Genomic DNA, 25,832 nt, shown 5'->3' with positions numbered 1-25,832 from the left:
GGGTATCAACGCGAAGCGTTGATACGGCGCTTCAGCCTTTCAAGGCTGAAGCCATAAAGGGCGGGGTGACCAGCACGCCGGTATGCAGCGCGGCGGTGTAGTACAGGGTGTCGAAGGTCTTGGCGGCCGCGTCGGTCTGGCGGAAGTCGAAGCTGCTCTGGTCCTTGCGCGCCAGGGTCACGCTCCACCAGCCGGTCGGGTAGCACGGCTGCGGGAACGGCAGGGTCTTGAACGAACCGAAGCCGGCCTTGCCCATCTCGGCGCGCATTTCGTTGATCAGATCCAGCTGCATCAGCGGCGATTCGGACTGCTGCACCAGGATGCCGTCGGCCTTGAGCGCCTTGAAGCAGCTGGCGTAGAAGGCCTTGTTGAACAGGCCTTCGCCCGGGCCGACCGGGTCGGTGGAATCGACGATCACCACGTCGACGCTGCCCTCGGGGCAGTTGGCCATGTAGGCCACGCCGTCGTCGAACATCAGTTCGGCGCGCGGATCGTGGTTGGAGTCGCACAGTTCCGGGAAGTGCTTCTCGGCCATGCGGGTGACCTGCTCGTCGATGTCGCACTGGGTCACGCTTTCCACGCCCTGGTGCTTGAGCACCTCGCGCAGGGTGCCGCAGTCGCCGCCACCGATGATCACCACGCGCTTGGGCGCGGCATGGGTGAACAGCACCGGGTGGCTGATCATCTCGTGGTAGAAGAAGTTGTCCTTGCTGGTCAGCATGATGGCGCCATCGATGGTCATCAGGTTGCCCCAATCGGTGGTGGCGAAGATCTCGATCTTCTGGAACGGCGACTGGACCTCGTCGAGCTTGCCCTTCAGGCGGTAGCCGATGGCCGAGCCGGTGCGCTCGAAGTGCTCGATGTACCAGTTGTTGTTGTCAGTCATGGGGAAAGCTGTCCTGTTCGGAAGGGTAGGGGCCGGGCTGGCGACGGTGCCGCGTGGCGCTGGCCACGTCCGGACGGGTTGGCCCGTTCAGGTTTGGGGCCTGAGCACGGGCGCGGGCGCGCATGATAACGGAGCTGTCGCCGTATAGGCGTTATCATGCACCCCCTTTTTTACCAACCAGGCCCACTGAAATGACCGATTGGTCCCTCGACCAAGCCCGCAAGACCTACTCGATTCCGCATTGGGCGGATGGTTACTTCGACGTGGATCAGGCGGGGCACATGGTGGTGAGACCGACAGGCCAGGACGGCCCGGTGGTGTCCCTGCCGAAGATCGTCGATGCCGCGCGCGCCGCCGGCGCCAAGCTGCCGCTGCTGGTGCGCTTCCCGGACATCCTGGGCCAGCGCCTGGGCAAGCTGCAGGCCGCCTTCGCCCAGGCCCAGGCCGATTGGGAGTACCCGGGCGGCTACACCGCCGTGTACCCGATCAAGGTCAACCAGCACCGTGGCGTGGCCGGCACCCTGGCCAGCCACCACGGCGAGGGCTTCGGCCTGGAAGCGGGCAGCAAGCCCGAGCTGATGGCCGTGCTGGCGCTGTCGCGCCCGGGCGGGCTGATCGTCTGCAACGGCTACAAGGACCGCGAGTACATCCGCCTGGCCCTGATCGGCCGCAAGCTGGGCCTGCAGACCTTCATCGTGATCGAAAAGCCCTCCGAGCTGAAGCTGGTGCTGGAGGAAGCCAAGGCGCTGGAGGTGAAGCCGGGCCTGGGCGTGCGCATGCGGCTGGCCTCGCTGGGCGCGGGCAAGTGGCAGAACAGCGGCGGCGACAAGGCCAAGTTCGGTCTCTCGCCCCGCCAGCTGCTGGACCTGTGGAAGTCGCTGCGCGACACCGAGTACGCCGACTGCCTGAGCCTGCTGCATTTCCACATGGGCTCGCAGATCTCCAACGTGCGCGACATCGCCAATGGCATGCGCGAAGCCACCCGCTACTTCGTGGAGCTGTCGCGGCTGGGCGCGAAGATCACCCACGTCGACGTCGGCGGTGGCTTGGGCGTGGATTACGAGGGCACCCGGTCGCGCAGCTTCTGCTCGATCAACTACGGCCTGGCCTCCTACGCCAGCAACATCGTGCAGCCGCTGGCCAATGCCTGCGAAGAACACGGCCTGACCCCGCCGCGGATCGTCACCGAGTGCGGCCGCGCGATGACCGCGCACCACGCGGTGCTGATCGCCAACGTGTCCGAAGTGGAAGAGGCGCAGGAAGGCCGCGTGCCGGACCAGCACGACGACGAGCCGGCGGCGATCCGCCACCTGCGCGAAATCCATGACGAACTGGACCAGCGCCCGGCGGTGGAGCTGTTCCAGGAAGCCCAGCACTTCCATGCCGAGGGCCTGTCCAGCTACGCGCTGGGCCAGATCGACCTGCCGCAGCGGGCGCGTATCGACGACCTGTTCTACGCCATCGCCCATGCCGTGCGCGCACGCCTGAGCTATGACGAGAAGAGCCATCGCCCGGCGCTGGACGAGTTGAACGAGCGCCTGGTGGACAAGTATTTCGTCAACTTCAGCGTGTTCGAATCGATCCCCGATGCCTGGGCGATCGACCAGGTGTTCCCGATCGTGCCGATCGAGCGCCTGGACGAGCAGCCGCAGCGCCGCGGCATCATCGCCGACATGACCTGCGATTCGGACGGCATGGTCAAGACCTATGTCGAGAACGAGAGCCTGGACAGCTCGTTGCCGCTGCATGCGCTGAAGTCCGGCGAGAGCTACCGGATCGGTTTCTTCATGGTCGGTGCGTACCAGGAAATCCTCGGCGACATCCACAACCTGTTCGGCGATACCGACGCCGTGGAAGTGCTGGCCGACGCCGATGGCTACGCGATCACCCAGCAGCGTCGCGGCGACACCACCGATGTGATGCTGGACTACGTGGGCTACAGCCTGGCCGACCTGCGCGCGAGCTACGCCGCGCGCGTGGCGGCGGCGAAGCTGTCGCCGGCGCGTGCGCAGGAACTGTCCGAGGCGCTGGAAGCGGGCCTGACCGGCTACACCTACCTGTCCGACGAGCCGCTGGCCTGAGCCAGTGGCGACGGGTGATGGCCTCCGGGCCTCACCCGGCCGCCGGCAGCGCCGGGCCTGGCCCGGCGGTCCACCCCACGCATCCGGACCCTTCATGAGCGCCCGCGCGATCTTTCATCTGTTCCTGCATGCGGCCGTGCCCGCCCTGTTGGCCTGGATGTTCTGGCGCAAGCGTTTCCTGTCTGCGTGGGCGTTGCTGCTGCTGGGCTGGATCATCGATCTGGACCACCTGCTGGCCGACCCGATCTACGCCCCGAACCGCTGCAGCATCGGTTTCCACCCGCTGCATACCGCCCCGGCGATCGCGGTGTACGCGGGGTTGTGCATCCCGAAGAAGACGCGGCTGTTCGGCATCGGCCTGATCATCCACATCGTGCTCGATGCGATCGACTGCTGGTGGATGTCCGCCGGCCGGTAGATCCACGCCATGCGTGGATGACGTACAGCATCAGATCCGCTGCACGTGACCGGTAGTGCCGGCCGCTGGCCGGCTCCACGCAGCGTCGGGAGCCGGCCAGCGGCCGGCACTACCAACAGCGCCGCCAGCGACGGCGCGTTTTACCCCGCCGGCAACGTCAACGTCGCCCGCAATCCCGGCGCGGCATTGGCGAGCACCAGCGTGCCGCCGTAGCTCTCGGCGATGTCCGCCACGATCGACAATCCCAGCCCGCTGCCCGAAGCCCGCTCATCCAGCCGCACGCCGCGTTCCAGCACACGCTCCAGCTGCTCTGGCGGGAGTCCGGGGCCGTCATCGGCCACGGTGATGCGCAGTTGCATACCGTCCCGTGCCACGTCCACGCGCACCGCCTGCGCGGCCCACTTGCCGGCATTGTCGAGCAGGTTGCCCAGCATCTCTTCCAGATCCTCGCGCGCCCCGGCGAACACCCCGGCGGCGGCGCCGTCGCATGCAAAACGCAGCCCGCGCGCCGCATGCACGCGCTGCATCAGCCCGCACAGCGCGCTGGTCACCGGCGCCACCGGCGTGCGCTGCCGGCTGTCCGCGCCCAGGCCTGCGGCCAGATAGCGATCGATGCTCGCCTGCATGCGTGCGGTCTCGCTGCGCAGGGTCTGGCGCCAGTCGCTGCCGTCGCCTTCGGCTTCGGTGGTGAGCACGGTCAGCGGGGTCTTCAGTGCGTGCGCGAGGTCTTCGGCGCTGCGGCGTGCGCGCACCATCATGCGCTGGTGGTGGTCGAGCAGCGCGTTGAGCTGGCCGGCCAGCGGCGCGACTTCTTTCACCAGGCCCTGCTGCGGGAAGCGCACGTTCTCGCCGTTGCGCACCTGCGCGGCGATGCGCCCGAGGTCGGCCAGCGGCCGCAGGCCGTAATGCACCTGGGTGACCAGCACGGCGAACCACAGCGCGATCAGCACGGCCAGGGCGAGCGCGGTGCGCTGCCGGAAGCTGGCGACCTGGGCATCCAGCTGGCTGCGGTCGGTGGCGACCATCACGATCACCGGCGCGGCGGCGCGGGGCAGGGTGACCTGCTGGGCCAGCGCACGCAGCGGTTGTTTCAGCGGCCCGGTGAGATCGATGGCCTGCGCCGGCCCGGACCGCAGCCCGGCCGGCGCAGCGAGCGATTGGTCCCACAGCGAGCGCGATTGCGCGAGCGGGCGACGCTGCGGGTCCAGCACCTGCCAGTAGTCGCCGGAGAACACACGCCGGTAGCGCTCGTCGGCCAGCGCCTGGCGCCATTGCAGCCGGCCGTCGGCATCGGTCTCGGCCAGCGCCAGCACCGCGATCAGCTCGTTGCCCAGGCGCTCGTCCATCGCGCTGCGCGCCGAGCGCTCGAACATCGCGCCCAGCCACCAGGTGGCCAGTGCCGAGACCAGCACCAGGCCCAGCCCACCGGCGACCAGCAGGCGCGTGCGCAGCGACCCGGTGCTCATGGCGTCGCCGACAGGCGGAAGCCCTGGCCGCGGTGGGTGTGGATCAGTTCGCTGCCGAGCTTGCGGCGGATGCGCCCGATCAACACGTCGAGCGTATTGGAGTCCGGATCCAGGCCATCGTCGTAGACGTTCTCGCCCAGCCGCGCGCGGCTCAGCACGGTGTCGGGGTGGTGCATGAAGTAGCTGAGGATGCGGTGTTCCTGCGCGCTGAGCGCCAGCGGTGCGCCGTCCAGCTCGAAGCGGCCGGCATTGACGTCCAGCACCAGCGGGCCGCACTGCAGGCGCGGATGCGCGTGGCCGGCACTGCGGCGGATCAGGGCGCGCAGGCGCAGCAGCAGTTCCTCGGGCTGGAACGGTTTGGTCAGGTAGTCATCGGCACCGGCATCGAAGCCGGCCAGCTTGTCGTGCCAGCGGGCGCGGGCGGTCAGCACCAGCACCGGAAAGCCGCGCCCGGCCTGGCGCCAGCGCTCGATCACGCTCAGCCCATCCAGGCCAGGCAGGCCCAGGTCGACCACCGCCGCGGCGATCTCCTCGATCTGGCCCAGCTCCTCGGCCGCGCGGCCTTCGCTGCTGTGCATGACCACATAGCCGGCGTCCTCGAGCAGGGTCTGCAGGCGGCTGGCCAGCAGCGCATCGTCTTCGGCAAGCAGGATCCGCATCAGTCTTCTTCCATTTTCAACAGGCGGCCGCTGCCGGCGTCGTAGTCCAGCTCCATCACCACGCCGTTGGCGCCGAGGATCTCGATTTCGTACTTGTCCCCGTCCAGCTCCACTTCCACCAGTTGGCCCGGATAGCGTCGCAGCGCGTCGGCCAGCACGGTTTCCAGCGGCACATAGCGGCCCTGGCGGACCGCCTGGCGCACGGCCTGCTGCTGGCGCTGGCCACCGTCGAGCGCCCGCGCCGGGTCCGGCGTGGCGGCGGTCAACAGCAGGGGCAGCAGCAGGCTCAGGGCGGGCATGGGCAGTCGGGAAGGCAGCAGCGATGCACACGGTATACGTGTGCTGTCTAAACATTGTCTAACAGGCGGCCTCATGGTCCGGTTAACCCGGCTTGCCAGACTGGCGGCGCCGGGATCCACCGGTGACCCTTCTGGAGACCCCCATGAACATCCGTACCCTTGCCGCCGGCCTGGCGCTGGCCCTGGTTGCCACTCCGGCCCTGGCCGCCGACCTTTCCGCCGCCGATGTGCAGGCCAAGCTGCGCGCGGCCGGCTACACCCAGGTGCACCAGCTCGAACGCGAGGACGGGCTGTGGGAAGCCGATGTCAGCCGCGCCGATGGCAGCGTCGATGAGGTGATCATCGATCCGGCCAACGGCGAGATCTTCGATCCGCGCGGCAACCGCAGCGTGCTCGATGCCGGGCAGATCCTGGCGCTGGCGCAGAAGGCCGGCTACACCCAGATCGAATCGTTCGAGCGCGAGGGCGCCACCTGGGCGCTGGAGGCGCGCAACGCCCGCAACCAGCGCGTGGAGGTGCGCCTGAGCGGCTATGACGGGCGGGTGCTGTCGAGCAAGCGCGATGGCTGGTTCGACTGAGCACGGCGCGGCGCTGCAACGCAAACGGCCGGGTTGCCCCGGCCGTTTGCCTGTGTGGATCGCGGTGGCTGCCTACCAGCCGGCCGGCGGCGGGTAATCCCAGTAGCCGCCGCGCCCGTACCCACCGTAGCCACCGCCGTACGGGCCATAGAAGCCCGGGCCCTTGCCCTCGCCAACCCGGATGTTGAGGTTGAGGTTGTGGGTCTTGCCTTCGTCGGTGGTGTAGTTCTTGTTCAAATTCAGCTCGGCCTCGTTGTAGTGGCTGTTGCCGAAATTCTTCGAATACCCGATCCCGGTGGTGAAGCTGCCGTTGACCCGCAGCTTGTCGTCGGTGACCTGGGCGATGCCGTTGGCCGCGCCGGGGCGATCAACTGCGCGGCGGCCGGTCTTGTCGCCGTAGAACGTGCCCGGCGGGTCGCCGCGCAGCGTCGGATCGTTCAGGTACTGCATCGGTGCATCGGGCAGTGCCAGATTCAGGTCGGTCGCCGACTGCGGCCCGGTGGCACCGGCCGCGGACTGGGCCAGGGCAACGCCGGGGGCGAGCAGGCACAGCAGCAGGGAAAGCGGGCGGATCATGGCAGGGCTCCGGGGCGGACAGGTCGGGTGGCCGACGGCGTTGACGCTAGCACCGCGAGTTTGAATGATGCCTGTCATGGGCCCGGTTGCAAGCGGAACTTCAGCCCAGCCGGCCGAACCCGAACAATTCGGCCAGCCGATGCCGGCGCCCCTCGATGCGCGCGCGCAGCAGCCCGGCGCCGATCATCGAGTAGGTGATGCCGTTGCCGCCGTAGGCCATGGCGAACAGCACCCGCGGCCCCCACTGCGCATGCGCGCCGAAGAACGGCAGGCCGTCATGGGTTTCGGCGAAGGTGCCGGCCCATGAAAAGGCCGGCTGCAGCGACAGCTGCGGGAACAGCCTGGCGGTCTTGTCCAGCAACCGGACCGTCTTGGCCGCCACGCGCCGGTCGCGCCGCGCCGGGATGTCCAGCGCATCGTCCTCGCCGCCGACCAGCAGGCGGTGGTCGCCGGTGCTGCGCAGGTACAGGTAGGGCCGGGCCGATTCCCAGACCATGGTCTGGGCCAGCGGGCCGAGCAGGTCCGGGTCGATCGGGTCGGTGATGAAGGCGTAGCTGCTGCGGTTGCGGGCCACGCGCTGTTTCAGCCAGTGCTGGCCAGCATAGCCGGTGGCCAGTACCACGTGCCGGCAGCGGATCTGCAGGCCGGCGGCGGTGGTGGCGGTAACCCCGCGCGCGGTCGGCACCAGGGTATCGAGCACGGTGCGGTCGTAAATGCCCACGCCGCGTTTGCGCAGGCGCATCAGCAGCCGGTAGGTCAGCCGGTACGGATCCACCCGGGCGGCCAGGCCGCTGAGGATGGCGCCGGGCGCATCGATGCCGAATTCCTCCTGCAGCGCCGCGGCCTCCAGCCAGCGCACGTCGAAGCCATGGCGGCGGCGCAGCGCGAACTCGGCGTGCAGCACGGCGTGGTGGCCGCGCTTGCTGGCGTAGTACAGGCTGTGCATGCGTTGGCAGTCCACCCCGCTGAAGGCGCCGGCCACCGCGCGCAGGGCCGGGATGGCCTCGGCGCAGGCCTGGTAAGCCAGCACGGCGGCGTTCTCGCCGTACCGCTGGGCCAGGTCGACCAGATGGGTGTCGATCTCGTACTGCAACAGCGCGGTGCTGGCGGCCGTGCTGCCCCAGCCGATGTCGCGCTGCTCGATCACGGCCACTTCGTGGCCGTGCGCGGACAGTTCGTCGGCGATCAACGCCCCGCTGATGCCGCCACCGACCACCAGCACATCGCAGTGCAGGTTTCCCTGCAGCGGTGGGAAGGCGTGCATCAGGCCGTTGCTGACCGCCCAGAACGGATACCCGCTTTTGAGGTCCATGCTCAGGCCGTGGGCCGGCCGGTGTGCGGGGTCTGGATCAGGCCGGTCAGGTCGAAGCCCTGCTGGCGCGCCTGGGCCAGGTAATGTTCCTGCACGATGGGATCCAGCGCGGGGGTACGCGCCAGCAGCCACAGGAACTTTCGGTCCGGGCTGCCGACCAGGGCCACGCTGTAGTCCGGCGCCACCTGGATCACCCAATAGTCGCCCTTGGTGAACGGGATCCAGCGCAGGCCCTTGGGCAGGAAGCTGACTTCCAGCCGCGCGCTGTCGTTGCCCACCACGCAGGCCTCGCCGACCGCCTCCTCGACCTGTCCGTCCAGGCGGCAGCGGTTGTGCACCTGCATGTTACCGTTGTCGAGCAGGCTGTATTGCGCCGACACATCGGTGCAGTCCTCCGGCTCGTGGCGCATCGGCAGGCGGGCGATTTCATACCAGGTGCCCAGGTAACGCGGCAGCTTGAGGTCCGGTACGGTTTTCAGGTCGGCGTGCTCGTTCATCGCAGGCAGGTGGGGATAGTGGCCCCCACGATGCCGAGCGCGCTGCCATGAAGGGGTGAAGCCGAAGCGAGGGTGGCGTCGAGAACAGTGCGTTGCCGGTGCGTGGTGCTGCAGTCAGCGGCCCGGGGCTATGCTGCCGGTGGGCGTGTCGTGCGCCCGTTGTCGACAGCCAGGGAGTTGCGGATGTACCAGGTGATCCTGCTCAAGAGTGAAACCGGCTTTGCCCGCCAACGTTGGGAGACGCTGGACGAGGTGGTCGAGCACGAGGGCGTCAGCTATTCGCTGCGCGCCGGCCCACGCCAGCCGCTGCCCACCGACCACGCCTGGGATCCGGTGGCGGTGTATGCGCCCGATGAAATCAGCGAAGAGGAATTCCAGGACTGGTACCTGGCCCTGCAGCCACAGGTGGAAGAGCTGCGGCTCAAATACTGACGGCGCATACCCGGTGTGGACCGGCCGCGGTTTATAGTCGCAGGCAGGCGCGGTGGTCCGCGCGAACCCTGTGGTGCCGGTTTGTCCTTCCGTCCTTTCCGTTCCTTCCTGCGGCCGCTGGTCTGGCTGATGGTGTGTGCCTGGCTGGGGCTGGCTCCGATGGCCCTGGCCCAGACCGATGCGCCGGGCGAGGGCGATCCGATCGCACAGCTGGCCCAGGCCGACAGGGAATTCAAGCAGATCCAGGCCTCGCTTGACGATGCCGACACCCGCGATACGCTGCAGACCCTGTCCGACCGGGCCCTGGCCGTACAGCGCGACGCCGATGCCGCGCGCAATGCGCTGCAGCCGCAGCTGGACCAGATGGACGCACGGGTGGCGCAACTGGGCGGGGTCGCCGCGGGCACCGTCGAGCCCCGCGATATCGCCCTGCAGCGCAAGGCGCTGAACCAGCAGCGCAGCGACATCGCTTCGGCGCTGGCCCGCGCCAAGCTGCTGGCCGGCGACGCCAGGCAGCTGGGCGCGACCATCGAGAAGATGCGGGTCAGCCAGTTCAGCGAGGAACTGGCGCGCAAGGTCAATTCGCCGCTGTCACCGTCGTTGTGGAAGCAGTTCGCCACCCATGTACCGGCCGACTACCGGCGGCTGCTGTCGCTGTACCGGCAGGGCGAGAGCACCGCGCGCAAGGCGATCGCCGAGCATGGCTGGAGCGCGCCGCTGACCGGGCTGGCGGTGGCGCTGTTGATGTTCTTCCCGCTGCGGCTGTGGCTGCGCGCGGCCGGGCGCCGCTACGCGGCCTCCGAGCGAGCGCCCGACGGACGCCTGCGCCGTTCCGGCCTGGCGGTGTGGTTGCTGGTCGTGGGCACGTTGCTGCCGGGCCTGGCCGCGGTGGTGCTGGTGGCCGCGTTGCAGAACATCGGAGCGATTCCGCCGCGGCTAGAACAGCTGGCGGTGCACTTCCAGGTGGCCACCTTCGTGGCGGCCTTCATCAGCGCCCTCAGCGCCTGCCTGCTGGTGCCCAAGCGCCCCTCGTGGCGCCTGCTGACCCTGGACGACACCGCCGCCTGGCGCCTGCGCAAGTACGCCTGGTGCGCGGCCGGGCTGACCTTCCTCAGCATCCTGCTGGTGGAGATCAACCGTGCCTCGCGCACCAGCGAGATCACCACGGTGGCGGTGGACGGGGTGATCGCGATCGCCTACATGGCCCTGATCATCGCCATCCTGGTATCGCTGGCACGCCTGCATCACCGCCAGGCCGAGGAGGCGCAGGCCAAGCTGGATGCGCAGGCCGAGGGCGGGACCAAACCGGCCAAGGCGCCGGTGCGGCGCAGCGGCTGGATCATCCTGGCGCGGTTGGCCGGGCACGTGGTGGTGGCCGCGGCGGTGATTGCCACCTTGCTGGGCTACCTCAACTTCGCCTTGTTCGTGGCCCAGCAACTGGTATGGGGCGCGGTGGTGCTGCTGGCCGCCTCGCTGCTGCTCAAGTTCGCCGATGATTTCGCCACCTCGCTGCTGTCGCCGGCCAGCCGTGCCGGGCAGGGCATCGTGCTGACCACCGGGCTGACCGAGGCCCGGGTGGAACAGGCCGGCGTGCTGCTGTCGGCCGTGCTGCGGGTCGGGGTGGTCGTGCTGGCGGTGCTGGCCCTGACCGCGCCGTTCGGCAACCTCAACGCGTTCTTCGGCGCGATGGACTCGCTGTCCAACGGGCTGACCATCGGCACCACCACGCTCAAGCCCAGCAGCGTGCTGTACGCGGTGCTGGCGTTCCTGGTGGTGTGGGCGGTGATGCAGGCCTTCCAGAACTGGCTGACCAACACCTACCTGCCCAAGACCGAACTGGATGCCGGGGCGCGCAACTCGATCAGTACCGTGACCCGCTACCTGGGCATCATTGCCGCGGTGCTGTGGGGGTTGACCGCGCTGGGGATCGGCTTTGAGAAGCTGGCGCTGGTGGTCAGTGCGTTGTCGGTGGGCATCGGTTTCGGCCTGCAGGCGATCACCCAGAACTTCGTGTCGGGGTTGATCCTGCTGGCCGAGCGTCCGGTCAAGATCGGCGACTGGATCAAGCTGGGCGACCAGGAGGGCGATATCAAGCGGATCAGCGTGCGCTCGACCGAGATCCAGGTGGGCGACAAGTCGACGCTGATCGTGCCGAACTCGGAGTTGATCACCAAGACCATCCGCAACATGACGATGGGCAATGCGCAGGGCCGCATCCAGATCCAGTTCTCGGTGCCGTTGAACACCGACGTGGCGGCGTTGCGGCAGATCCTGCTGGACAGCTATGCCGAGCACCCGGGGGTGCTGGACAACCCGGCGCCGTCGGTGTTCATCGATGCGATCGCCAACGGGCAGGTGGCGATCAACAGTTTTGCGTTCGTGCCCAGCCCGCGGGCGGTGTACGGGGCGCGCAGCGACCTGTATTTCACCATGCTGGAGAAGTTTGCCGCGGCGGGGATCGCCTTGTCCTCGCCGACCGATGTGCATCTGGTGCGGGATCCGGGCTCAGCGCAGGAACGGCCGGTCTAACCAACGCAGCGCATGCCGGGCCCCGCTTGGTTGCTTCTGTTGCTGTTGCTCATGATTTTGAATTTGATCTACCTTCCCCCTTGGAGCGAGCCGAGCATCGCAGCGGCGTCGGGGGCGAAGAGGCGCGGGTGTTTGAGCGCAGCGAGTTCCGCGCCGTCCCCCGACGCCGCGAGAAGCGCAGGGAACCGGCGGGCGTAGCCCGACGGCGAGCGGATGGGGGCGTGTTCTTTGGTTACTTTCTTGCACGAGCAAGAAAGTAACTCGCGCCCCGAAGGGGCACGAAACGCTGTTGACGTTGGACTTCTACGCGAAGCGGAAACAACAATAACGACTACCCGCGGTTGCCGCGCCGCGACGGCACCAGCGCGAAGGTGTCCACGGCCAGCTTTTCGGCGTGGTTCAACCATGCGCGCACTTCCAGGTCATCCACTTCGTGGTCCAGGCCGAAGCTGACGTTGATGCGGCCGTCGGCATCGGGTTGTACCCATTGCTGGGCCACCACCACCTTGCGTTGCGACGACACCGCTTCGATCCAGAAGCCGCGGTCGGGCGACTGCTTGGCCACCAGTTGCAGCATGTACTGGCCGGCGCGGGTGCGGCGGCCCTTCTGGGTGATCATGTGCGCCTGGCGGATGCTCGGGCGCGGGCCGCTGGATGGGTCCAGCGGGCCGTCCACGGCAAAACCGCTGCGCAACTGGTCGTCGCGGTACAGCTTGATACCCTTGTCGCGGTTGACCAGCAGCGCGCACCAGTCGCCGTCGGCCGATCCATCCTCGAAGGCGGTGCAACGGTCCACGTAGGCCAGCGTGTTGGCCGGATCGGCCAGGTCGAACTGCTTGGAGGTGTTCTCCAGGTAGACCGACTTGAGGTCCCAGCGCTTGTCGTATTCCAGCAGCACCGGCGGTTGCACGTGCTGCAGGCCGATCACCACCTGGTTGTCCTGGTCGATGCGCAGCTGGCGGGTCTTGTCGCCCAGCCACAGCGAACGCGAGAACGCCAGGTAACGCGGGTAGTCCTTGCCGTTGTCGCGGAACACCGCCGCGCTGGCACTGTCCGACCGCTCCGGGTGCAGCAGCGAGCGGCCGAAGCCGATCGCATCGATGGCCGGATCGATCAGGCTCAGCAGGGTGGCGCCGGAGTCCAGGGTCGAGCCGGCCGGGGTGGCCAGCTGGCGCGGCGCGATGTCCTTGCCGAGGAACAGCAGCAGATTCTCGCGCTTCTGCTTGGCCAGGATGTGGCTGAGATCGTTCGGCATGGCCAGGTGATCGGAGGCGATCACGATCAGGGTGTCCTGCCCATACGGACTGGCCTGGATGCGGTCGACCAGCTTGGAGATCAACCGATCGGTGCAGTTGAGCGCATTGAGCATGCCGATGTTGCCGTGCGCGCTGCGGTAGCGGGTGCCCTTGCATGCCACCGGCAGGTGGCCGGCCGGGTGGTGGGTGTCCATGGTCAGGGTGGTGAGCATGAACGGCTCGCCCTTGCGCGACAGCTGCACGAAGCGGTCGTAGGCCTTGTCCAGCAGCACATCGTCGTGCACGCCCCACGGCGAGAAGTGTGCACGGGTAACCTTCTGCTTCTTGAACCAGGCCAGGTCGTCGACGGTGTCGTAGCCATGGGTGGACAGGAACTGGCCCTTGCCGGCGAACTGGCCGTTGGCGCCGCCCAGGTAATGGTTGGTATAGCCCTGCTGCTTGAGATAGTCGCCCAGGCACACCGCTTCGGGCAGGAAGCTGCCCATGCGGCCCATGCTGTTCTCATCTTCCTTGGCGGTGGTCAGCGGCACCCCGCACATCGAGGACACCAGCCCGGCGATGGTCCAGCCGCCGCCTTCGGCCGAGACCAGCCCGCGCACGTCCAGCGACTGGCTGGCCAGCCGGTTGAGGTTGGGCATCAGCGCCGGGAAGGTGGCTTCATCCAGGTAGGTGCGTTCCAGGCTTTCGCCGTAGATCCACACGATGTTGCGCGGCTTGCCCAGCGGCTGCTGCGGCACGCGGTATTCCGGCGCCACCATGCTGTAATCCACCGGGCGCATCTGCTGGTACAGGCGCTGCCCGTCGCGGTACAGCGGGCTGACCGCGATCGCCACCAGCCACATCAGCACAAACCCGCCGAACACCCGCCGGCCATGCACGCTGGCCGGCGTGCGGCGTACCCGGGCCACCGCCAGCGGCAGCAGCGAGACCACCGCCAGCACGATGAAGCCGGCGATGTAGCCCTTGAAATCGGCGATGCCGGCGCCCTCCATGTCCGCGCCCAGGTGATACAGGGTGGCCGCGTTGAGGCCGTCGCCGGAGAGTTTGTTGATCAACCACCAGGCACTGAGCGCCAGCAGCAGCAGCGACATCAGGCTGGCCTTCCACCACATCCATTTATCCGATGCGAGGAACAACCCGGTGAGCAGCAACAACGACAGCAGCAGGATCCAGAGCATAGGCGGTATCGGCAGCGGAGACAGGTGGTGATGGACGCCGGCACTGCGCGCTTCCCATCCGACCGGCTGTGCCAACCACACCTGCATGACAAGCCGATGACTGGATCATGCCTGCCCGAACCTGACTGAAATGTTTGTTGGAAACCGCGCGCGATGCACTACAACGCTTGGCGATTCCAGGTGTAAAACGTACGTGAAAATGCACTGGCGCCGCAGTGGACAGTCGCCTGCATGCGCGTTGGTGAATACGCCGGTACGCGACGCACTCAACGATGCCCGCGTTCTTCCTTGGCACGCGCGCGCCGATCGAACAGCACTGCGCTGGCGATGATGCCCAGGCCGAGAATCACGCCGATCAGCATCAGCATGAAGGCGATGGCGGGATAGCCGAACAGGTGCCAGCCGGTATCGACCTTCATCATCATTGCCGCGGCCAGGATCAGCGCGGCGGTGACGATGCCGGCCGAGACGCGGTTGGCGATCTTCTGCAGGTTCTCCATCAGCCGCGATTCCTCCAGCCCGGTCACCTTCATCTGCAGGCGGTTTTCGGCCAGCAGCGCCAGGATGTCCGACAGCTTGCGCGGCCCTTCGCGCAGCAGCTGCTGCACTTCCATCGCTTCGCTGGCCAGGTTGGCCGCCGACAGCGATTTCTTCAGGCGCGCGCGCATCACGTGCTGCAGCTGGCGCTCGACGATGCGGCGGGTGTCCAGTTGGGGCGACAGCAACCGGCACACCGCTTCCAGGTTCAGCAGCGCCTTGCCCAGCAGGCTCAGCTCCGGCGGCGTGCGCAGCCCGCTGGCGGTGGCGATGCGCACCAGGTCCAGCACCACCCGTCCCTCGGAAAACGTGTTGCTGGCTGCATAGCGGGCGATCATCTGGCCCGTTTCGCGCAGGTAGCGTTCTTCGTCGAACGCTTCCAGCCGGGTGCTGATGCCGATGATTTCATCGGCTACTTCCTCGCCGCGGCCGTCCACCGCGGCGAACAGCAGCTTGAGCAGGCGCTCGCGCAGGCGCGGCGGCATGTGCGCGACCATGCCCAGGTCGAAGATCGCCAGCCGCCCCTGCGGGGTGACGCGCAGATTGCCCGGGTGCGGGTCGGCATGGATTTCGCCATGCACGAAGATCTGGTCCAGGTAGCCGCGGATCAATGCGGCGGCCAGGGGCTCCATCGGCTCCTCGGTGCGCCGCACGTCCGGGATCATGTCCACGCGCACGCCCTGGGCCAGTTCCATGGTCAGCACCCGGTGGCTGCAGTAGTCCCAGACCGGTTGCGGCACCCACAGTTGCCGGTAGCGGCGCAGGTGCCGGCCGAAGCGGTGCAGGTTTTCCGCTTCGGCCTGGTAGTCCAGTTCCTGCATCAGGGTCTTGGCGAACTCGTTGAGCCAGTCGCGCAGGCGCACCCGGCGGCCGACCTGGGTGAGATGGTCGGCGGCCAGCGCGAAACTGCGCAGCACTTCCAGGTCCGAGCGCAGCTGCGCGGCCACTTCCGGCTTCTGCACCTTGACCGCCACCTCGCGGCCATCGTGCATCTGCGCGCGATGCACCTGGGCGATCGAGGCGCAGCCCAGCGGCACCGGGTCGAAGCTGGCGAACAGCTTGCCCACCGGGGCGCCCAGTTCCTGTTCGATGATGGCGTGGATGCGCTCGACCGGAATCGGCGCCACCTTTTCCTGCATCCGCTCCAGCGCGGTGGCGAACTCCACCGGAACCATGTCCGGGCGGGTGGACAGCATCTGGCCCAGTTTGACGAAGGTGGGGCCCAGCGATTCCAGGTCGGTGACGAACTGTTCCGGGTTGCCCTCCGGCGGCACGTCGTGGACGGCGCGTGCATCCAGGTTCATGCCGGAGAACACCCCGGAGTTCCGGTAGCGCAGCAGCAGGCGCAGGATCTGGCTGCGGCGGTTCATGCCCTTGACCAGCGACGGCGAACCGGGGGGAAGGGGCGAGGTATTCAAGCAGGGGCTCCGGGGCGGGGTCACCGGCAGTGTCGCCGGGGCGCGGTGGTGGGCCGGTGAATCCGTGCTGCGCTACCGCCCCGGCGCCCGGATCGGGCAGAATCCACGCTTCTGCTCGCTCTATTGGATTGCCATGGCCGGTGCCAGCCTGTTTGCCCTGCTCGATGACATTGCCGCATTGCTGGACGATGTGTCGGTCCTGACCAAGGTCGCGGCCAAGAAGACCGCCGGCGTGCTCGGCGACGACCTGGCGCTGAACGCGCAACAGGTGACCGGGGTGAACGCCAACCGCGAGCTGCCGGTGGTGTGGGCGGTGGCCAAGGGGTCGCTGGTCAACAAGGCGATCCTGGTCCCGGCGGCGCTGGCGATCAGCGCGCTGGAGGCCTGGCTGCGCGGCAAGGGCTACCCGGTGCCGATCGTGGTGCCGCTGATGATGATTGGTGGTGCGTTCCTGTGCTTTGAAGGCGTGGAAAAGCTGGCCCACCGCTTCCTGCACTCGCGCGAGGAGGACGAGCAGGAGCGGGCCGCGCGGCTCAAGGCGCTGGCCGATGAGAAGGTGGACATGGTGGCGTGGGAGAACGACAAGGTGAAAGGCGCGGTGCGCACCGATTTCATCCTGTCGGCCGAAATCATCGTGCTGTCGCTGGGGGTGGTGTCGGCTGCGCCGTTCCTCAACCAGGTCACCGCGCTGGTGGTGATCGCGCTGGCGATGACGGTATTCGTCTACGGCCTGGTGGCCGGCATCGTCAAGCTCGACGACCTGGGCCTGTACTGGTCGCGAAAGGGAGCGGCACTGGCCGCGCTCGGCCGCGGCCTGCTGGTGGCCGCGCCGTGGCTGATGAAGTTCCTGTCGGTGGCCGGTACCGCGGCGATGTTCCTGGTCGGCGGCGGCATCCTGGTGCACAACGTGCCGGCGCTGCACCACCTGGTGCTGGAGTGGGGCGGCAGCAACGCGCGCTGGGGCTGGCTGGTCGAGGCGCTGGGCAACATGGTGGTCGGCGTGATCGCCGGTACCGTCGTGCTGGCGGTGGTGATGGGCGTGCAGAAGCTGCGCGGGAAGAACGCCGCACACTGAGGCGCGGCCGTCCGCGTGGGATCGCCGCTGGCCGGGCAGGGCCCGGCACTGCCGGGGCGCGGTTTCAGGCGGCCTGCACGCGGTTCTTGCCCACGCGCTTGGCCGCGTACAGCGCGGCATCGGCGCGCCGCAGCAATGTGTCGGCATCTTCGCCCGGCAGCCATTGCGCCACGCCGGCGCTGAAATGCACCGGCACGCGCTGTTGGTCCAGCGGCAGCGGCCGCTGCGCCAGCGAACGCTGCAGCCGCAACAGGGTGGACATGCTGTCCGCGCCCGGGGTCTCCGGCAGCAGCAGCACGAATTCATCGCCGCCCAGGCGGGCGATCGCATCGGTGCTGCGCAGGTGCAGTTGGCATACCGCGACCAGGTGCCGCAGCACCGCATCGCCGCCGGCATGGCCGTACTGGTCGTTGGTCTGGTGGAAGTCGTCCAGGTCGATCAGTGCCAGCGCCAGCGGGTGCGCGTGGCGGCCGGCGCGGGCCAGTTCGCGCGCGAGCAGTTCATCGAAACCGCGACGGTTCATGGCACCGGTGAGCGGGTCGGTGCGCACCAGCCCGGACGCCTCGCGCAGCTCCTGCTCCAGTTCGGCGATGCGCTGCTCGGCCAGTTCCACCTCGCGGCGTGCATTGCCCAGGTGGTCGCGCGCCTGCAAGGCCTGTTCCTGCACCCGCCCGGTATCCTGCAGCACGTCCTGCAGCAGCTGGCTGAGGTCGGCGATGCTGCGCGCTTCCTTCAGCGCCAGCGCATAGCTGCTGATCCGGTCGTGGTACTCGCCGGTGCTGACCGCCATGCCGTCCAGGCGTTCGATGAAGCCGCCCATCAGGTGCTTCATCGCGGCCTTGGATTCGACGATGCCCTGCTTGAGCAGGCCCTGTTTATAGATCACCTCGCGCAGGTTGGCGCGCGCCTGCTCGACCGAATCGCGGTCCAGCGGCCCGCCGATCAGTTCGCGCACCGCGTGCACCTGGCCGTGCAGCCAGCTGCTGTCGTCGAGCAGCTCGCTGATGTTGTCCAGCAGCAGGTCGAACAGGCTCAGCAGCAGTTCCTGCTGTTCCTGCCAGCCTTCGCTGCGTACCCCGATCTGGTGCGACAGCTCGCGCAGGCGCAGCTCCAGCGGCTGCAGCGGCTGGCCGGGATGCCACAGCTGCAGGTCGGCGGCGATCCGGGCCGGTTCCTGCTTCAACTCGGGCATGTTCTGCAGCAGGCTGGCCACGGTCACGCCCAGGGTGTGGCGCAGCAGGTCGCGCAGGCGCAGGCTGTCGGGCTGACCGTCCGGGCTTTCCTGCTCGATGGTGCGGATGTACTTGTCGATCAGCTGGCGCATCGCGCGGCCGTAGCTGACCCAGTCGGCGCTGCGGTGCGCCGATTGCAGGCGCAGACCCATGTCGCCCAGCTCGCCGGGCAGGGTGGACATGCCGTTGGCGAACGCGGCCAGCAGCGGCTCGGGTGTTTCGATGCCGGCAAACAGGCGCTGCAGCATGGCGCTGCTGCCGCCCTTGGGCGTGGCGGCCGGTGCCTCCGCGTCCACTGCCGCGCGCCCGGCCTGGCGGCGCGACAGCAACCGGCCCACGGCGGTACCGGGGCTGGGGGGAGCATCGTGCGGGTCCGACATGCGGCAGGTCCTTGGCGTGTCACCGGCCAGGCGGCCGGACGGGGGGAAGAGGTTGGAACGGTATCGGCGGCGGCCACGCCGGCTTGAACCCGACGTTATGCCACGATGGTAGGCAGTCTGGAGCCAGGAGGGTGCGATGAAGGTGATGCTGGTGGGGGCGACCGGGCTGGTCGGCGCACAGGTGCTGCAGCAATTGCTGGACGATCCGCGCTGCGATGCCGTGGTGGCGCCGACCCGGCGGGCGCTGGCGCTGACCGACCCGGCCCTGCACAACCCGGTGGTGGACTTCGAGCAGCTGCCGGTCCAGGCCGGCTGGTGGGCAGTGGATGCGGTGATCTGCGCGCTGGGCAGCACCCTCAGACAGGCCGGCAGCCGCGCCGCGTTCGCCCGGATCGACCACGACTACCCGCTGCAGGTGGCGACCCTGGCCCAGGCCCACGGCGCGCATACCTTCGTGCTGAATTCGGCGATGGGGGCCAACCTGCGGTCGCCGGTGTTCTACAACCAGGTCAAGGGCCGCCTGGAACAGGACCTGCGTGGGCTGGCCTATCCGGCGCTGACCCTGGTGCGGCCGGGCCTGATCGGCGGGCAACGCAGCCCGCGGCGCACCGGCGAGCACCTGGCCGGCGTGGTGCTGGGGGCGCTGGGCCCGGTGCTGCCGCGCGCCTGGCGGATCAACCCGGCAGCCAACATCGCCGCGGCGATGGTCGAGGCCGCGCTGGCGTCGCGCCCGGGGGTACACGTGGTCGGTTCGGCGCAGCTGGCCTGAAGGAGGGCCGATCCGGACGCCGGCCGGCCCGCTGCGCTACCCTTTGTGCCCCCTATGCGGCTGCCGTCATGTCCGTCGAAAAGAACCAACGCGATCTCGAAGCCGGTATCCACACCGATCTGCAGGGGCGCCTGACCTACGCCGGCTACCTGCGCCTGGACCAGCTGCTGTCGGCCCAGCAGCCGCTGTCCAGCCCGCCGCACCACGACGAAATGCTGTTCATCATCCAGCACCAGACCTCCGAGCTGTGGCTGAAGCTGCTGGCCCACGAACTGCGCGCGGCGATCGGCTTCCTGCAGCGCGACGAGGTCTGGCAGTGCCGCAAGGTGCTGGCCCGCAGCAAGCAGGTGCTGCGCCAGCTGACCGAACAGTGGTCGGTGCTGGAGACGCTGACGCCCTCGGAGTACATGGGCTTCCGCGACGTGCTGGGCCCGTCTTCGGGCTTCCAGTCGCTGCAGTACCGCTACATCGAGTTCCTGCTGGGCAACAAGAACGCGCAGATGCTGCAGGTGTTCTCGCACGACCCGGCCGGCCAGGCCCAGCTGCAGGAGGTGCTCGATGCCCCCAGCCTGTACGAGGAGTTCCTGCGCTACCTGGCCCGCTTCGGCCACCCGGTGCCGGCCGAATACGCCGGCCGCGACTGGCGCCAGCCGCACGTGGCCGACGATGCGCTGCACCCGGTGTTCGAGCGGATCTACCAGAACACCGACCGCTTCTGGCGCGAGTACGCCCTGTGCGAGGACCTGGTCGATCTGGAGACGGCCTTCCAGCTGTGGCGCTTCCGCCACATGCGCACCGTGATGCGGGTGATCGGTTTCAAGCGCGGTACCGGCGGCTCCAGCGGGGTCGGCTTCCTGCGCCAGGCACTGGAGCTGACCTTCTTCCCGGAGCTGTTCCAGGTGCGCACCACGATCCGCAACGACGACCCGATGCCGCCGGACGCCTGATCGGCCATTGGCCGCAATAAGCCTATTCATATTTACCGGGCCCATCCGCCGTACGGTGCGGCAGGCCCCGCCGTTGCTGCGCTGCCGGTCCGAGGCCGGCAGTTGCAGATGCAAGTTCAGCGACCGTGCCGCCAGCGGCACCCATCAGCGTGTATTTGACGTGAACGTGGTTGGTCTGGGATTCTCCCGCGCTGCTTTCGCACATCGGACGTGCATGTCTTCCACCGAACCCAGGAATCCCGCATGAGCGTAGACGCCGCCGCGAAATCCATTCCCGATCCGGCGCTGCCGGAGTTCAAGACCACGCTGGGCCATCCACGCCCGTTGTGGATGCTGTTCATGACCGAATTCTGGGAACGCTTCGCGTTCTACGGCATCCGCTGGGCGCTGGTGCTGTACATCGTGGCGCAGTTCTTCGAAGGCGACTCGGCCGGCCAGGCCGCCGCCAGCCGCACCTACGGCGCCTACCTGGCGCTGGTCTATGCCGCGGCCATCTTCGGTGGTTATGTCGCCGACCGGGTACTGGGCTACCAACGCTCGATCCTGACCGGTGCGGTGATCATGGCGGCCGGCCTGTTCATGGTCGCCATGCCGAACAAGGAAGTGTTCGAACTGGGCCTGGCCACCATCATCATCGGCAACGGCCTGTTCAAGCCCAACATCTCCACGATGGTCGGCAAGCTCTATGGTCTGAAGGACGAACGCCGCGATTCGGGCTTCACCATCTTCTACATGGGCATCAACATCGGCGCGATGATCGCCCCGGTGCTGACCCAGTACCTGGCCGAACGCGTGTTCGGTACCCAGGCGATGCCGTCCTACAAGATGGTGTTCATCGCCTCGGGCATCGGCATGCTGATCAGCCTGGCATGGTTCTACGTCGGCCGCGCCGGCCTGAAGGGCATCGGCGCGCCGCCGGTGGGCGCCGAAGGCTACGGCCGCATCGTCATGGTGTTTGTCGGTGCGATCGTGGCCATCCCGGTGGCCTACTTCCTGCTGTCCACCGGCGCCACCGCGCTGGCCTGGATCCTGGGCGTGATGTTCATCGCGCTGGCCGTGCTGCTGCTGGTCGAGGGCATCCGGGAAGGCAAGGTGCAGCGCGACCGCGTGATCGCCATGCTGATCATCTTCACCTTCAACGTGATGTTCTGGATGTTCTTCGAACAGGCCGGTAGCTCGTTCACCTTCCTGGCCGACAACATCGTCAACCGCAACCTGAGCGGCTGGGAATTCCCCACCGCCTGGTTCCAGTCGGTCAATTCGGTGGCGATCATCACCCTGGCACCGCTGGTGGCCTGGATCTGGATCAAGCTGGGCCGCGCCAACCCCTCGATTCCGCGCAAGTTCGGCCTGGGCCTGCTGTTCAACGGCGCAGCGTTCGCGCTGCTGATGCTGGCCCTGTCGAGCATGGTGGTGGACGGCAAGATCCCGTTCTGGACGCTGTTCATGGTCTATGTAATCCAGTCGGTCGGCGAGCTGTGCCTGTCGCCGATCGGCCTGTCGATGGTGACCAAGCTGGCGCCGGTGCGTCTGGTCGGCTTCGGCATGGGGGGCTGGTTCCTGTCCACCGGCATCGGCAACAACCTGTCGGGCATCTTTGCCGGCGTGGTCAGCGGCGAAGGCGGCATGACCGTGGAATCGGCGCTGAAGGGCTATACGTTCGGGTTCTGGGCGTTGATCATCTCCGGTGCGGTGCTGTTCCTGCTCGCCCCGCTGATCAACAAGTTGATGCACGGCGTCAAGTGAGGTCTGCGATGCGCATGAAGGCAGTGGGGTGTTCGATGATCGTGGCCGGCCTGCTGGCCGCGTGTTCACCGTCGCCGGCGCCCACCGCCGCGCCTGCGCAGCCGCTGGACACCACCGAGCAGAAGGCACCGGTCGCCGATCCCGGCGAGCCGGTGGCCTCGGGCAATACCCCGGCCGCGGCGGACGTCGCCGCGATCGCCGGGCTCAACGCGCAGTTCGATCCGGGCCGCGATCCGGTCGCCGACCTGGCCACGGCCAAGGTCGAGGCCAAGCGCGGCGGCAAGCGCATCATGCTGGACGTGGGCGGTGAGTGGTGCTCGTGGTGCCACCTGCTGGATGCGTTCATCGAGGGCGATGCACAGATCCGCAGTTTCCGCGATGCCAACTACGTCTGGATGAAGGTCAACTACAGCGAAGACAACGAGAACGCGGCGTTCCTGTCGCAGTTCCCGGCGATCAAGGGCTACCCGCACCTGTTCGTGCTCGACGCCGATGGCAAGCTGCTGCACTCGCAGTTCACCGGCGAGCTGGAGGCCGACAAGGGCCAGCCCAAGGGCTACAACCGCGAGCGGTTCTTCGCCTTCATGAAGGAATGGGCGCCGCCGAAGGCGCCCTGAGCGAAGGCCGCGATATCGCGGCCTTTTTTTTGGTTCTTCGCCGATTTACGGGAAGTCAGCTGCGCACTAAAGCCTCAGATCAACGGCAATGACCTACGTATGCGCTGATTGGGCTGGCGCGGGTGGGTTGGCGGGACACGCCGTGAACCCATCCGTGGGGGCTTGGCGAAAACATCCATGTTTTCGACAGTCCCGCCAACCCACCCACGCCAACCCTCTACACATGGCTGGCACGCATGGAAAAGCGTAGGTCCGAGCCACGCTCGAACAGCGTGATGCCGAGACGATGCGTGTCCGACCATGGGTCGGACCTACCTGTGATGGGGTTGCCAGGACCTGGAGCAACGTCAGACCGTGGTCGGGCAGCTGTTGCTGTTGCCCGTGATTTTGATCTTGATCTACCTCCCCCTTGGAGCGAGCCGAGCATCGCAGCGGCATCGGGGGCGAAGAGGCGCGGGCCAAGCATGAAGCGTGCTGAGGGCTGTGCGGCAACACATGGGCGCGTGGCGACGCGTTGGAGCGACCGGCGCCCACTGGTCTGGGGGCGCGAGCGCAGCGAGTTCCGCGCCGTCCCCCGATGACGCGAGAAGCGCAGGGGACCGGCGGGCGCAGCCCGACGGCGAGCGGACGGGGGCGTGTTCTTTGGTTACTTTCTTGCACGAGCACGAGCACGAGCACGAGCACGAACACCAGCGCCGCAGGAGCGGCGCGGAACAGCGTAGCTGGCCCGTAGGGTGGCGCACAGGGATGTGCGCCATCAGAAAGTAACTCGCGCCCCGCAGGGGCACGAAACGCTTTTGACGTTATCCGCGAAGCGGAAACAGCAGCGGCAACAACCGGACAACGGCCGGGCCCACCGGGTGGGCTGTAGCCCCGGACATCGGCGAAGAACCTTTTTTTTGTCTGATGGTTGGGGGTGCCCGTCGGCCTGACGCGGAGGGTAGGGCCACGCCATGCGTGGCGGTTCTGGCATTCCGTCGCTGTGCCGCGCTGCGCGCGGTATCCACGCATGGCGTGGATCTACCCGGGCACCCCTTCATTTCCTGCTGCCCCTGCCGCTACCTCCAAGGACCTCATGCCGCGTTGTTCGTGGCAGGCAACCGACGGATGGATACGCATGCAGCCGGGCACCAGCGACAGCAGCTCTGAAACCCCCCTCGATGCACCGGCCGGCGTGAGCCTGCCGCCGGTGGAGGTACTGCTCGACGACCTCGGCGCGCCCGATGCGCCGGGCAGCGACGCGGCGGCCGATACCCCCGCCCCCGGCGCGATCCGCTACCGGCTGCCGCTGGTGGCCGTGCCGGACAACGTGCTGCTCAAGGCCGCCGTGCAGAAGCTGGTCGACCAGAAGGCGCAGCTGGACCTGCTCGCGCGCAACCCGGCCCTGGCCGGGCTGCTGCCGGCCGACTGGCAGGGCAGTGGCCTGCGCGCGGTGGACCTGCAGGGCCTCGTGCTGTCGGTGCTGCCGTTCCTGCACAACGCCGCCAAGGCCGACACCGCGCCGGCGCGGCTGCCGCTCAGGCACGTGCTGGGCGACACCGGGCGCTGGGGCCGCGACGACGTGGACGAGCCCAAATCGCTGGCGTTCTTCCTGGCCAGCGACGACCGCGCCAGCGCCGGGGCCAAGGACCCGGCCGAAGCCTACCTGGTCGGCGCGCTTGGCCTGGCCTGGGCGCACGAAGGACGCACCCGCCCAGGCTTCCTGCGCCAGATGGGCTACGACAGCATGGCCGCGCGGGTGAACATGCTGCCGTACCCGGCGCCGGCCCAGTTGGCGCTGTACAGCGTGGTGGCGCACGGCGTCAGCCAGGTCTGGTGCGTGCTGGACCGGCGCAAGCTGCGGCCGCTGTTGGCGCCGTGGATCAGCGTGCCGTTGTTGACCGCCTATGGCGTGGTGGCGCCGGCGTCCTGGCCGTCCTCGTTCCCCGCCGTGGACGAAGTGGCGCAGATGCTGGCCGCCGCCCGCGCCGGCAAGGGGCCGGCCGAAGTGGACCTGGTCAAGGTGGCGGCCAAGGTGAAGCAGGATGCCTCGGCCGAAACCTGGATGCCGGTCAGCCTGCTCCAGGTAGGTACCTGGGCACCGCGCTGGGGCTACTTCATGGCCACCTTCATCGGCTTGCCCTCGGCCCTGCTGGTGCTGGCCGCACTGGCCCTGCCCAATGCCATCGAAGCGGCCGCCGTGGCCGCCTCGCTCGGCTTCGCCGGCGGCGCCATCGGCGCGCTGGCCGCGCCGTGGGTGCACGCGCGGCGAAAACATCTCAGCTGAAGTGCGACGACCAACGGTCGTCGCCTACCGGAATGGGTAGGTACCCACCGTTGGTGGGTACGCCGTTGGATCATGCCTCATCCATTTTCTGCAGGCCTTCCCCGGCCAGGCGCAGGATCAGCGTCTCCAGCATCTGCTCCTCTTCCTCGCTGAGCACCGACATCAGCTTGCGGGTGATCTCGATCACCAGCGGGGCGATGGTTTCATACACCTCGAAACCGGCCGCCGACAGCGCCAGCACCGACCGGCGGCGGTCGTCGCCATGGGTTTCACGCCGGATGAAACCGCGCTCCAATAGCCGGGCCACGGCGCGGCTGACCGCCACCTTGTCCATCGCAGTGCGGTCTGAGACCTCGCTGGCCGACGAGCCCGGGTACAGCGCCAGGATGGTGATCACCCGCCATTCGGGAATCGCCAGCCCGTAACGGTCGCCGTACAGCTTGGCGATATTGCCGCTGACCCGGTTGGACAGCACGCTCAGCCGATACGGCAGGAACTGTTCCAGGTCGAGCAGGGCGTGCGATGCGCGGATGCTGCTGCTGGGATCGGGCGGGCTCATGCTGCGGTGCACCTTGATGGTGGTTTCATGTGAAACTATAAACCTTAGTTCCGGACTCCGCATTCTCGCGGGTCTGCCCGTCTCCCGCACCTGGTTTTTTCCGATGCGGATTTGCCTTG

General features: G+C 67.9%; 22 protein-coding genes. 11 read left to right on the top strand and 11 right to left on the bottom strand.

What is annotated here, in order from left to right:
- Positions 1-31: 31 nt before the first annotated feature.
- Positions 32-886, bottom strand: coding sequence for a polyamine aminopropyltransferase (gene speE, locus AC3ITM_RS17890; RefSeq protein WP_489266954.1), 855 nt, complete (start codon positions 884-886; stop codon positions 32-34).
- A gap of 191 nt (positions 887-1,077) precedes the next feature.
- Here speE and speA point away from each other — a divergent pair, with 191 nt between their 5' ends.
- Complete coding sequence (speA, locus tag AC3ITM_RS17885) at positions 1,078-2,967, top strand: arginine decarboxylase (RefSeq protein ID WP_489266953.1); 1,890 nt, start codon at positions 1,078-1,080, stop codon at positions 2,965-2,967.
- Positions 2,968-3,061: 94 nt separating this feature from the next.
- Positions 3,062-3,385 (top strand): DUF6122 family protein, encoded by a 324-nt coding sequence (locus AC3ITM_RS17880; RefSeq protein ID WP_489266951.1) that lies wholly within the window; start codon positions 3,062-3,064, stop codon positions 3,383-3,385.
- A 140-nt stretch (positions 3,386-3,525) separates the two neighbouring features.
- Here the strand turns inward: AC3ITM_RS17880 and AC3ITM_RS17875 are convergent, their stop codons facing one another.
- The 3 genes from AC3ITM_RS17875 to AC3ITM_RS17865 are packed head-to-tail and all read right to left on the bottom strand — an operon-like array spanning position 3,526 to position 5,809.
- Positions 3,526-4,851, bottom strand: coding sequence for a sensor histidine kinase (locus AC3ITM_RS17875; protein WP_489266950.1), 1,326 nt, complete (start codon positions 4,849-4,851; stop codon positions 3,526-3,528).
- Positions 4,848-5,510, bottom strand: a complete 663-nt coding sequence (locus tag AC3ITM_RS17870; protein ID WP_489266949.1) for a response regulator transcription factor — start codon at positions 5,508-5,510, stop codon at positions 4,848-4,850. The genes AC3ITM_RS17875 and AC3ITM_RS17870 overlap by 4 nt, the downstream gene beginning before the upstream one ends.
- Complete coding sequence (locus AC3ITM_RS17865) at positions 5,510-5,809, bottom strand: PepSY domain-containing protein (RefSeq protein ID WP_489266947.1); 300 nt, start codon at positions 5,807-5,809, stop codon at positions 5,510-5,512. Before AC3ITM_RS17865 ends, AC3ITM_RS17870 begins: the two co-directional genes overlap by 1 nt.
- A 143-nt stretch (positions 5,810-5,952) precedes the next feature.
- Between AC3ITM_RS17865 and AC3ITM_RS17860 the strand changes: the two genes are divergently transcribed.
- Positions 5,953-6,387: a PepSY domain-containing protein gene (locus AC3ITM_RS17860; RefSeq protein ID WP_489266945.1), complete on the top strand. Its 435-nt coding sequence runs from the start codon at positions 5,953-5,955 to the stop codon at positions 6,385-6,387.
- 72 nt (positions 6,388-6,459) lie between these two features.
- Here AC3ITM_RS17860 and AC3ITM_RS17855 read toward each other — a convergent pair whose 3' ends face one another.
- The 3 genes from AC3ITM_RS17855 to AC3ITM_RS17845 form a co-directional block, all read right to left on the bottom strand.
- Positions 6,460-6,963 (bottom strand): hypothetical protein, encoded by a 504-nt coding sequence (locus tag AC3ITM_RS17855; protein WP_489266943.1) that lies wholly within the window; start codon positions 6,961-6,963, stop codon positions 6,460-6,462.
- 100 nt (positions 6,964-7,063) lie between these two features.
- Entirely contained in the window at positions 7,064-8,275 is a 1,212-nt protein-coding gene (locus AC3ITM_RS17850; RefSeq protein WP_489266941.1) for an NAD(P)/FAD-dependent oxidoreductase, read from the bottom strand.
- A 2-nt stretch (positions 8,276-8,277) separates the two neighbouring features.
- Positions 8,278-8,772: a lipocalin family protein gene (locus AC3ITM_RS17845; protein ID WP_489266939.1), complete on the bottom strand. Its 495-nt coding sequence runs from the start codon at positions 8,770-8,772 to the stop codon at positions 8,278-8,280.
- A 183-nt stretch (positions 8,773-8,955) separates the two neighbouring features.
- Between AC3ITM_RS17845 and AC3ITM_RS17840 the strand changes: the two genes are divergently transcribed.
- Entirely contained in the window at positions 8,956-9,204 is a 249-nt protein-coding gene (locus tag AC3ITM_RS17840; RefSeq protein ID WP_228885853.1) for a hypothetical protein, read from the top strand.
- Between the two features lie 129 nt (positions 9,205-9,333).
- Positions 9,334-11,733 (top strand): DUF3772 domain-containing protein, encoded by a 2,400-nt coding sequence (locus AC3ITM_RS17835; protein WP_489270135.1) that lies wholly within the window; start codon positions 9,334-9,336, stop codon positions 11,731-11,733.
- A 331-nt stretch (positions 11,734-12,064) separates the two neighbouring features.
- On the opposite strand, the gene AC3ITM_RS17830 is transcribed toward AC3ITM_RS17835, so the two are convergent.
- Together AC3ITM_RS17830 and AC3ITM_RS17825 are read right to left on the bottom strand one after the other, a co-directional pair.
- Positions 12,065-14,167 carry a phosphoglycerol transferase I gene (locus tag AC3ITM_RS17830; protein WP_489266938.1) on the bottom strand — a complete coding sequence of 701 codons (2,103 nt, stop codon included), beginning with the start codon at positions 14,165-14,167 and terminating at the stop codon, positions 12,065-12,067.
- A gap of 266 nt (positions 14,168-14,433) precedes the next feature.
- Positions 14,434-16,074 carry an ABC1 kinase family protein gene (locus AC3ITM_RS17825; protein WP_489270134.1) on the bottom strand — a complete coding sequence of 547 codons (1,641 nt, stop codon included), beginning with the start codon at positions 16,072-16,074 and terminating at the stop codon, positions 14,434-14,436.
- A 181-nt stretch (positions 16,075-16,255) separates the two neighbouring features.
- On the opposite strand from AC3ITM_RS17825, the gene AC3ITM_RS17820 reads away from it, so the two are divergent.
- A complete protein-coding gene (locus AC3ITM_RS17820; RefSeq protein WP_489270133.1) occupies positions 16,256-17,197 on the top strand; it encodes a DUF808 domain-containing protein in 942 nt (313 codons plus the stop codon).
- A gap of 64 nt (positions 17,198-17,261) precedes the next feature.
- Here AC3ITM_RS17820 and AC3ITM_RS17815 read toward each other — a convergent pair whose 3' ends face one another.
- Positions 17,262-18,677, bottom strand: coding sequence for a GGDEF domain-containing protein (locus AC3ITM_RS17815; protein WP_489270132.1), 1,416 nt, complete (start codon positions 18,675-18,677; stop codon positions 17,262-17,264).
- 268 nt (positions 18,678-18,945) lie between these two features.
- Here AC3ITM_RS17815 and AC3ITM_RS17810 point away from each other — a divergent pair, with 268 nt between their 5' ends.
- The 5 genes from AC3ITM_RS17810 to AC3ITM_RS17790 all read left to right on the top strand — a co-directional run bounded on the left by AC3ITM_RS17810 (position 18,946) and on the right by AC3ITM_RS17790 (position 25,154).
- Positions 18,946-19,578 (top strand): NAD(P)H-binding protein, encoded by a 633-nt coding sequence (locus tag AC3ITM_RS17810; protein ID WP_489266936.1) that lies wholly within the window; start codon positions 18,946-18,948, stop codon positions 19,576-19,578.
- Positions 19,579-19,646: 68 nt separating this feature from the next.
- Positions 19,647-20,525, top strand: coding sequence for a tryptophan 2,3-dioxygenase (locus AC3ITM_RS17805; RefSeq protein ID WP_489266934.1), 879 nt, complete (start codon positions 19,647-19,649; stop codon positions 20,523-20,525).
- Positions 20,526-20,768: 243 nt separating this feature from the next.
- Complete coding sequence (locus tag AC3ITM_RS17800; protein WP_489266932.1) at positions 20,769-22,271, top strand: peptide MFS transporter; 1,503 nt, start codon at positions 20,769-20,771, stop codon at positions 22,269-22,271.
- Between the two features lie 8 nt (positions 22,272-22,279).
- Positions 22,280-22,888: a thioredoxin family protein gene (locus AC3ITM_RS17795; protein ID WP_489266931.1), complete on the top strand. Its 609-nt coding sequence runs from the start codon at positions 22,280-22,282 to the stop codon at positions 22,886-22,888.
- 1,117 nt (positions 22,889-24,005) lie between these two features.
- The gene (locus tag AC3ITM_RS17790) at positions 24,006-25,154 is read left to right on the top strand and encodes a hypothetical protein (RefSeq protein WP_489266929.1); all 1,149 of its coding nucleotides are present in this window, start codon (positions 24,006-24,008) and stop codon (positions 25,152-25,154) included.
- Positions 25,155-25,224: 70 nt separating this feature from the next.
- On the opposite strand, the gene AC3ITM_RS17785 is transcribed toward AC3ITM_RS17790, so the two are convergent.
- Complete coding sequence (locus AC3ITM_RS17785; RefSeq protein ID WP_489266927.1) at positions 25,225-25,713, bottom strand: MarR family winged helix-turn-helix transcriptional regulator; 489 nt, start codon at positions 25,711-25,713, stop codon at positions 25,225-25,227.
- Positions 25,714-25,832 lie beyond the last annotated feature (119 nt).

The sequence above is a fragment of the Stenotrophomonas sp. KH_029 genome, assembly GCF_057839765.1.
This window is presented reverse-complemented; position numbering and strand designations above follow the sequence as displayed.

Coding starts and splice junctions, on each gene's coding strand:
- speE (WP_489266954.1), bottom strand. CDS start 886: ATGACTGACAACAACAACTGGTACATCGAGCACTTCGAGCGCACCGGC.
- speA (WP_489266953.1), top strand. CDS start 1,078: ATGACCGATTGGTCCCTCGACCAAGCCCGCAAGACCTACTCGATTCCG.
- AC3ITM_RS17880 (WP_489266951.1), top strand. CDS start 3,062: ATGAGCGCCCGCGCGATCTTTCATCTGTTCCTGCATGCGGCCGTGCCC.
- AC3ITM_RS17875 (WP_489266950.1), bottom strand. CDS start 4,851: ATGAGCACCGGGTCGCTGCGCACGCGCCTGCTGGTCGCCGGTGGGCTG.
- AC3ITM_RS17870 (WP_489266949.1), bottom strand. CDS start 5,510: ATGCGGATCCTGCTTGCCGAAGACGATGCGCTGCTGGCCAGCCGCCTG.
- AC3ITM_RS17865 (WP_489266947.1), bottom strand. CDS start 5,809: ATGCCCGCCCTGAGCCTGCTGCTGCCCCTGCTGTTGACCGCCGCCACG.
- AC3ITM_RS17860 (WP_489266945.1), top strand. CDS start 5,953: ATGAACATCCGTACCCTTGCCGCCGGCCTGGCGCTGGCCCTGGTTGCC.
- AC3ITM_RS17855 (WP_489266943.1), bottom strand. CDS start 6,963: ATGATCCGCCCGCTTTCCCTGCTGCTGTGCCTGCTCGCCCCCGGCGTT.
- AC3ITM_RS17850 (WP_489266941.1), bottom strand. CDS start 8,275: ATGGACCTCAAAAGCGGGTATCCGTTCTGGGCGGTCAGCAACGGCCTG.
- AC3ITM_RS17845 (WP_489266939.1), bottom strand. CDS start 8,772: ATGAACGAGCACGCCGACCTGAAAACCGTACCGGACCTCAAGCTGCCG.
- AC3ITM_RS17840 (WP_228885853.1), top strand. CDS start 8,956: ATGTACCAGGTGATCCTGCTCAAGAGTGAAACCGGCTTTGCCCGCCAA.
- AC3ITM_RS17835 (WP_489270135.1), top strand. CDS start 9,334: ATGGTGTGTGCCTGGCTGGGGCTGGCTCCGATGGCCCTGGCCCAGACC.
- AC3ITM_RS17830 (WP_489266938.1), bottom strand. CDS start 14,167: ATGCTCTGGATCCTGCTGCTGTCGTTGTTGCTGCTCACCGGGTTGTTC.
- AC3ITM_RS17825 (WP_489270134.1), bottom strand. CDS start 16,074: ATGAACCGCCGCAGCCAGATCCTGCGCCTGCTGCTGCGCTACCGGAAC.
- AC3ITM_RS17820 (WP_489270133.1), top strand. CDS start 16,256: ATGGCCGGTGCCAGCCTGTTTGCCCTGCTCGATGACATTGCCGCATTG.
- AC3ITM_RS17815 (WP_489270132.1), bottom strand. CDS start 18,677: ATGCTGCAGCGCCTGTTTGCCGGCATCGAAACACCCGAGCCGCTGCTG.
- AC3ITM_RS17810 (WP_489266936.1), top strand. CDS start 18,946: ATGAAGGTGATGCTGGTGGGGGCGACCGGGCTGGTCGGCGCACAGGTG.
- AC3ITM_RS17805 (WP_489266934.1), top strand. CDS start 19,647: ATGTCCGTCGAAAAGAACCAACGCGATCTCGAAGCCGGTATCCACACC.
- AC3ITM_RS17800 (WP_489266932.1), top strand. CDS start 20,769: ATGAGCGTAGACGCCGCCGCGAAATCCATTCCCGATCCGGCGCTGCCG.
- AC3ITM_RS17795 (WP_489266931.1), top strand. CDS start 22,280: ATGCGCATGAAGGCAGTGGGGTGTTCGATGATCGTGGCCGGCCTGCTG.
- AC3ITM_RS17790 (WP_489266929.1), top strand. CDS start 24,006: ATGCAGCCGGGCACCAGCGACAGCAGCTCTGAAACCCCCCTCGATGCA.
- AC3ITM_RS17785 (WP_489266927.1), bottom strand. CDS start 25,713: ATGAGCCCGCCCGATCCCAGCAGCAGCATCCGCGCATCGCACGCCCTG.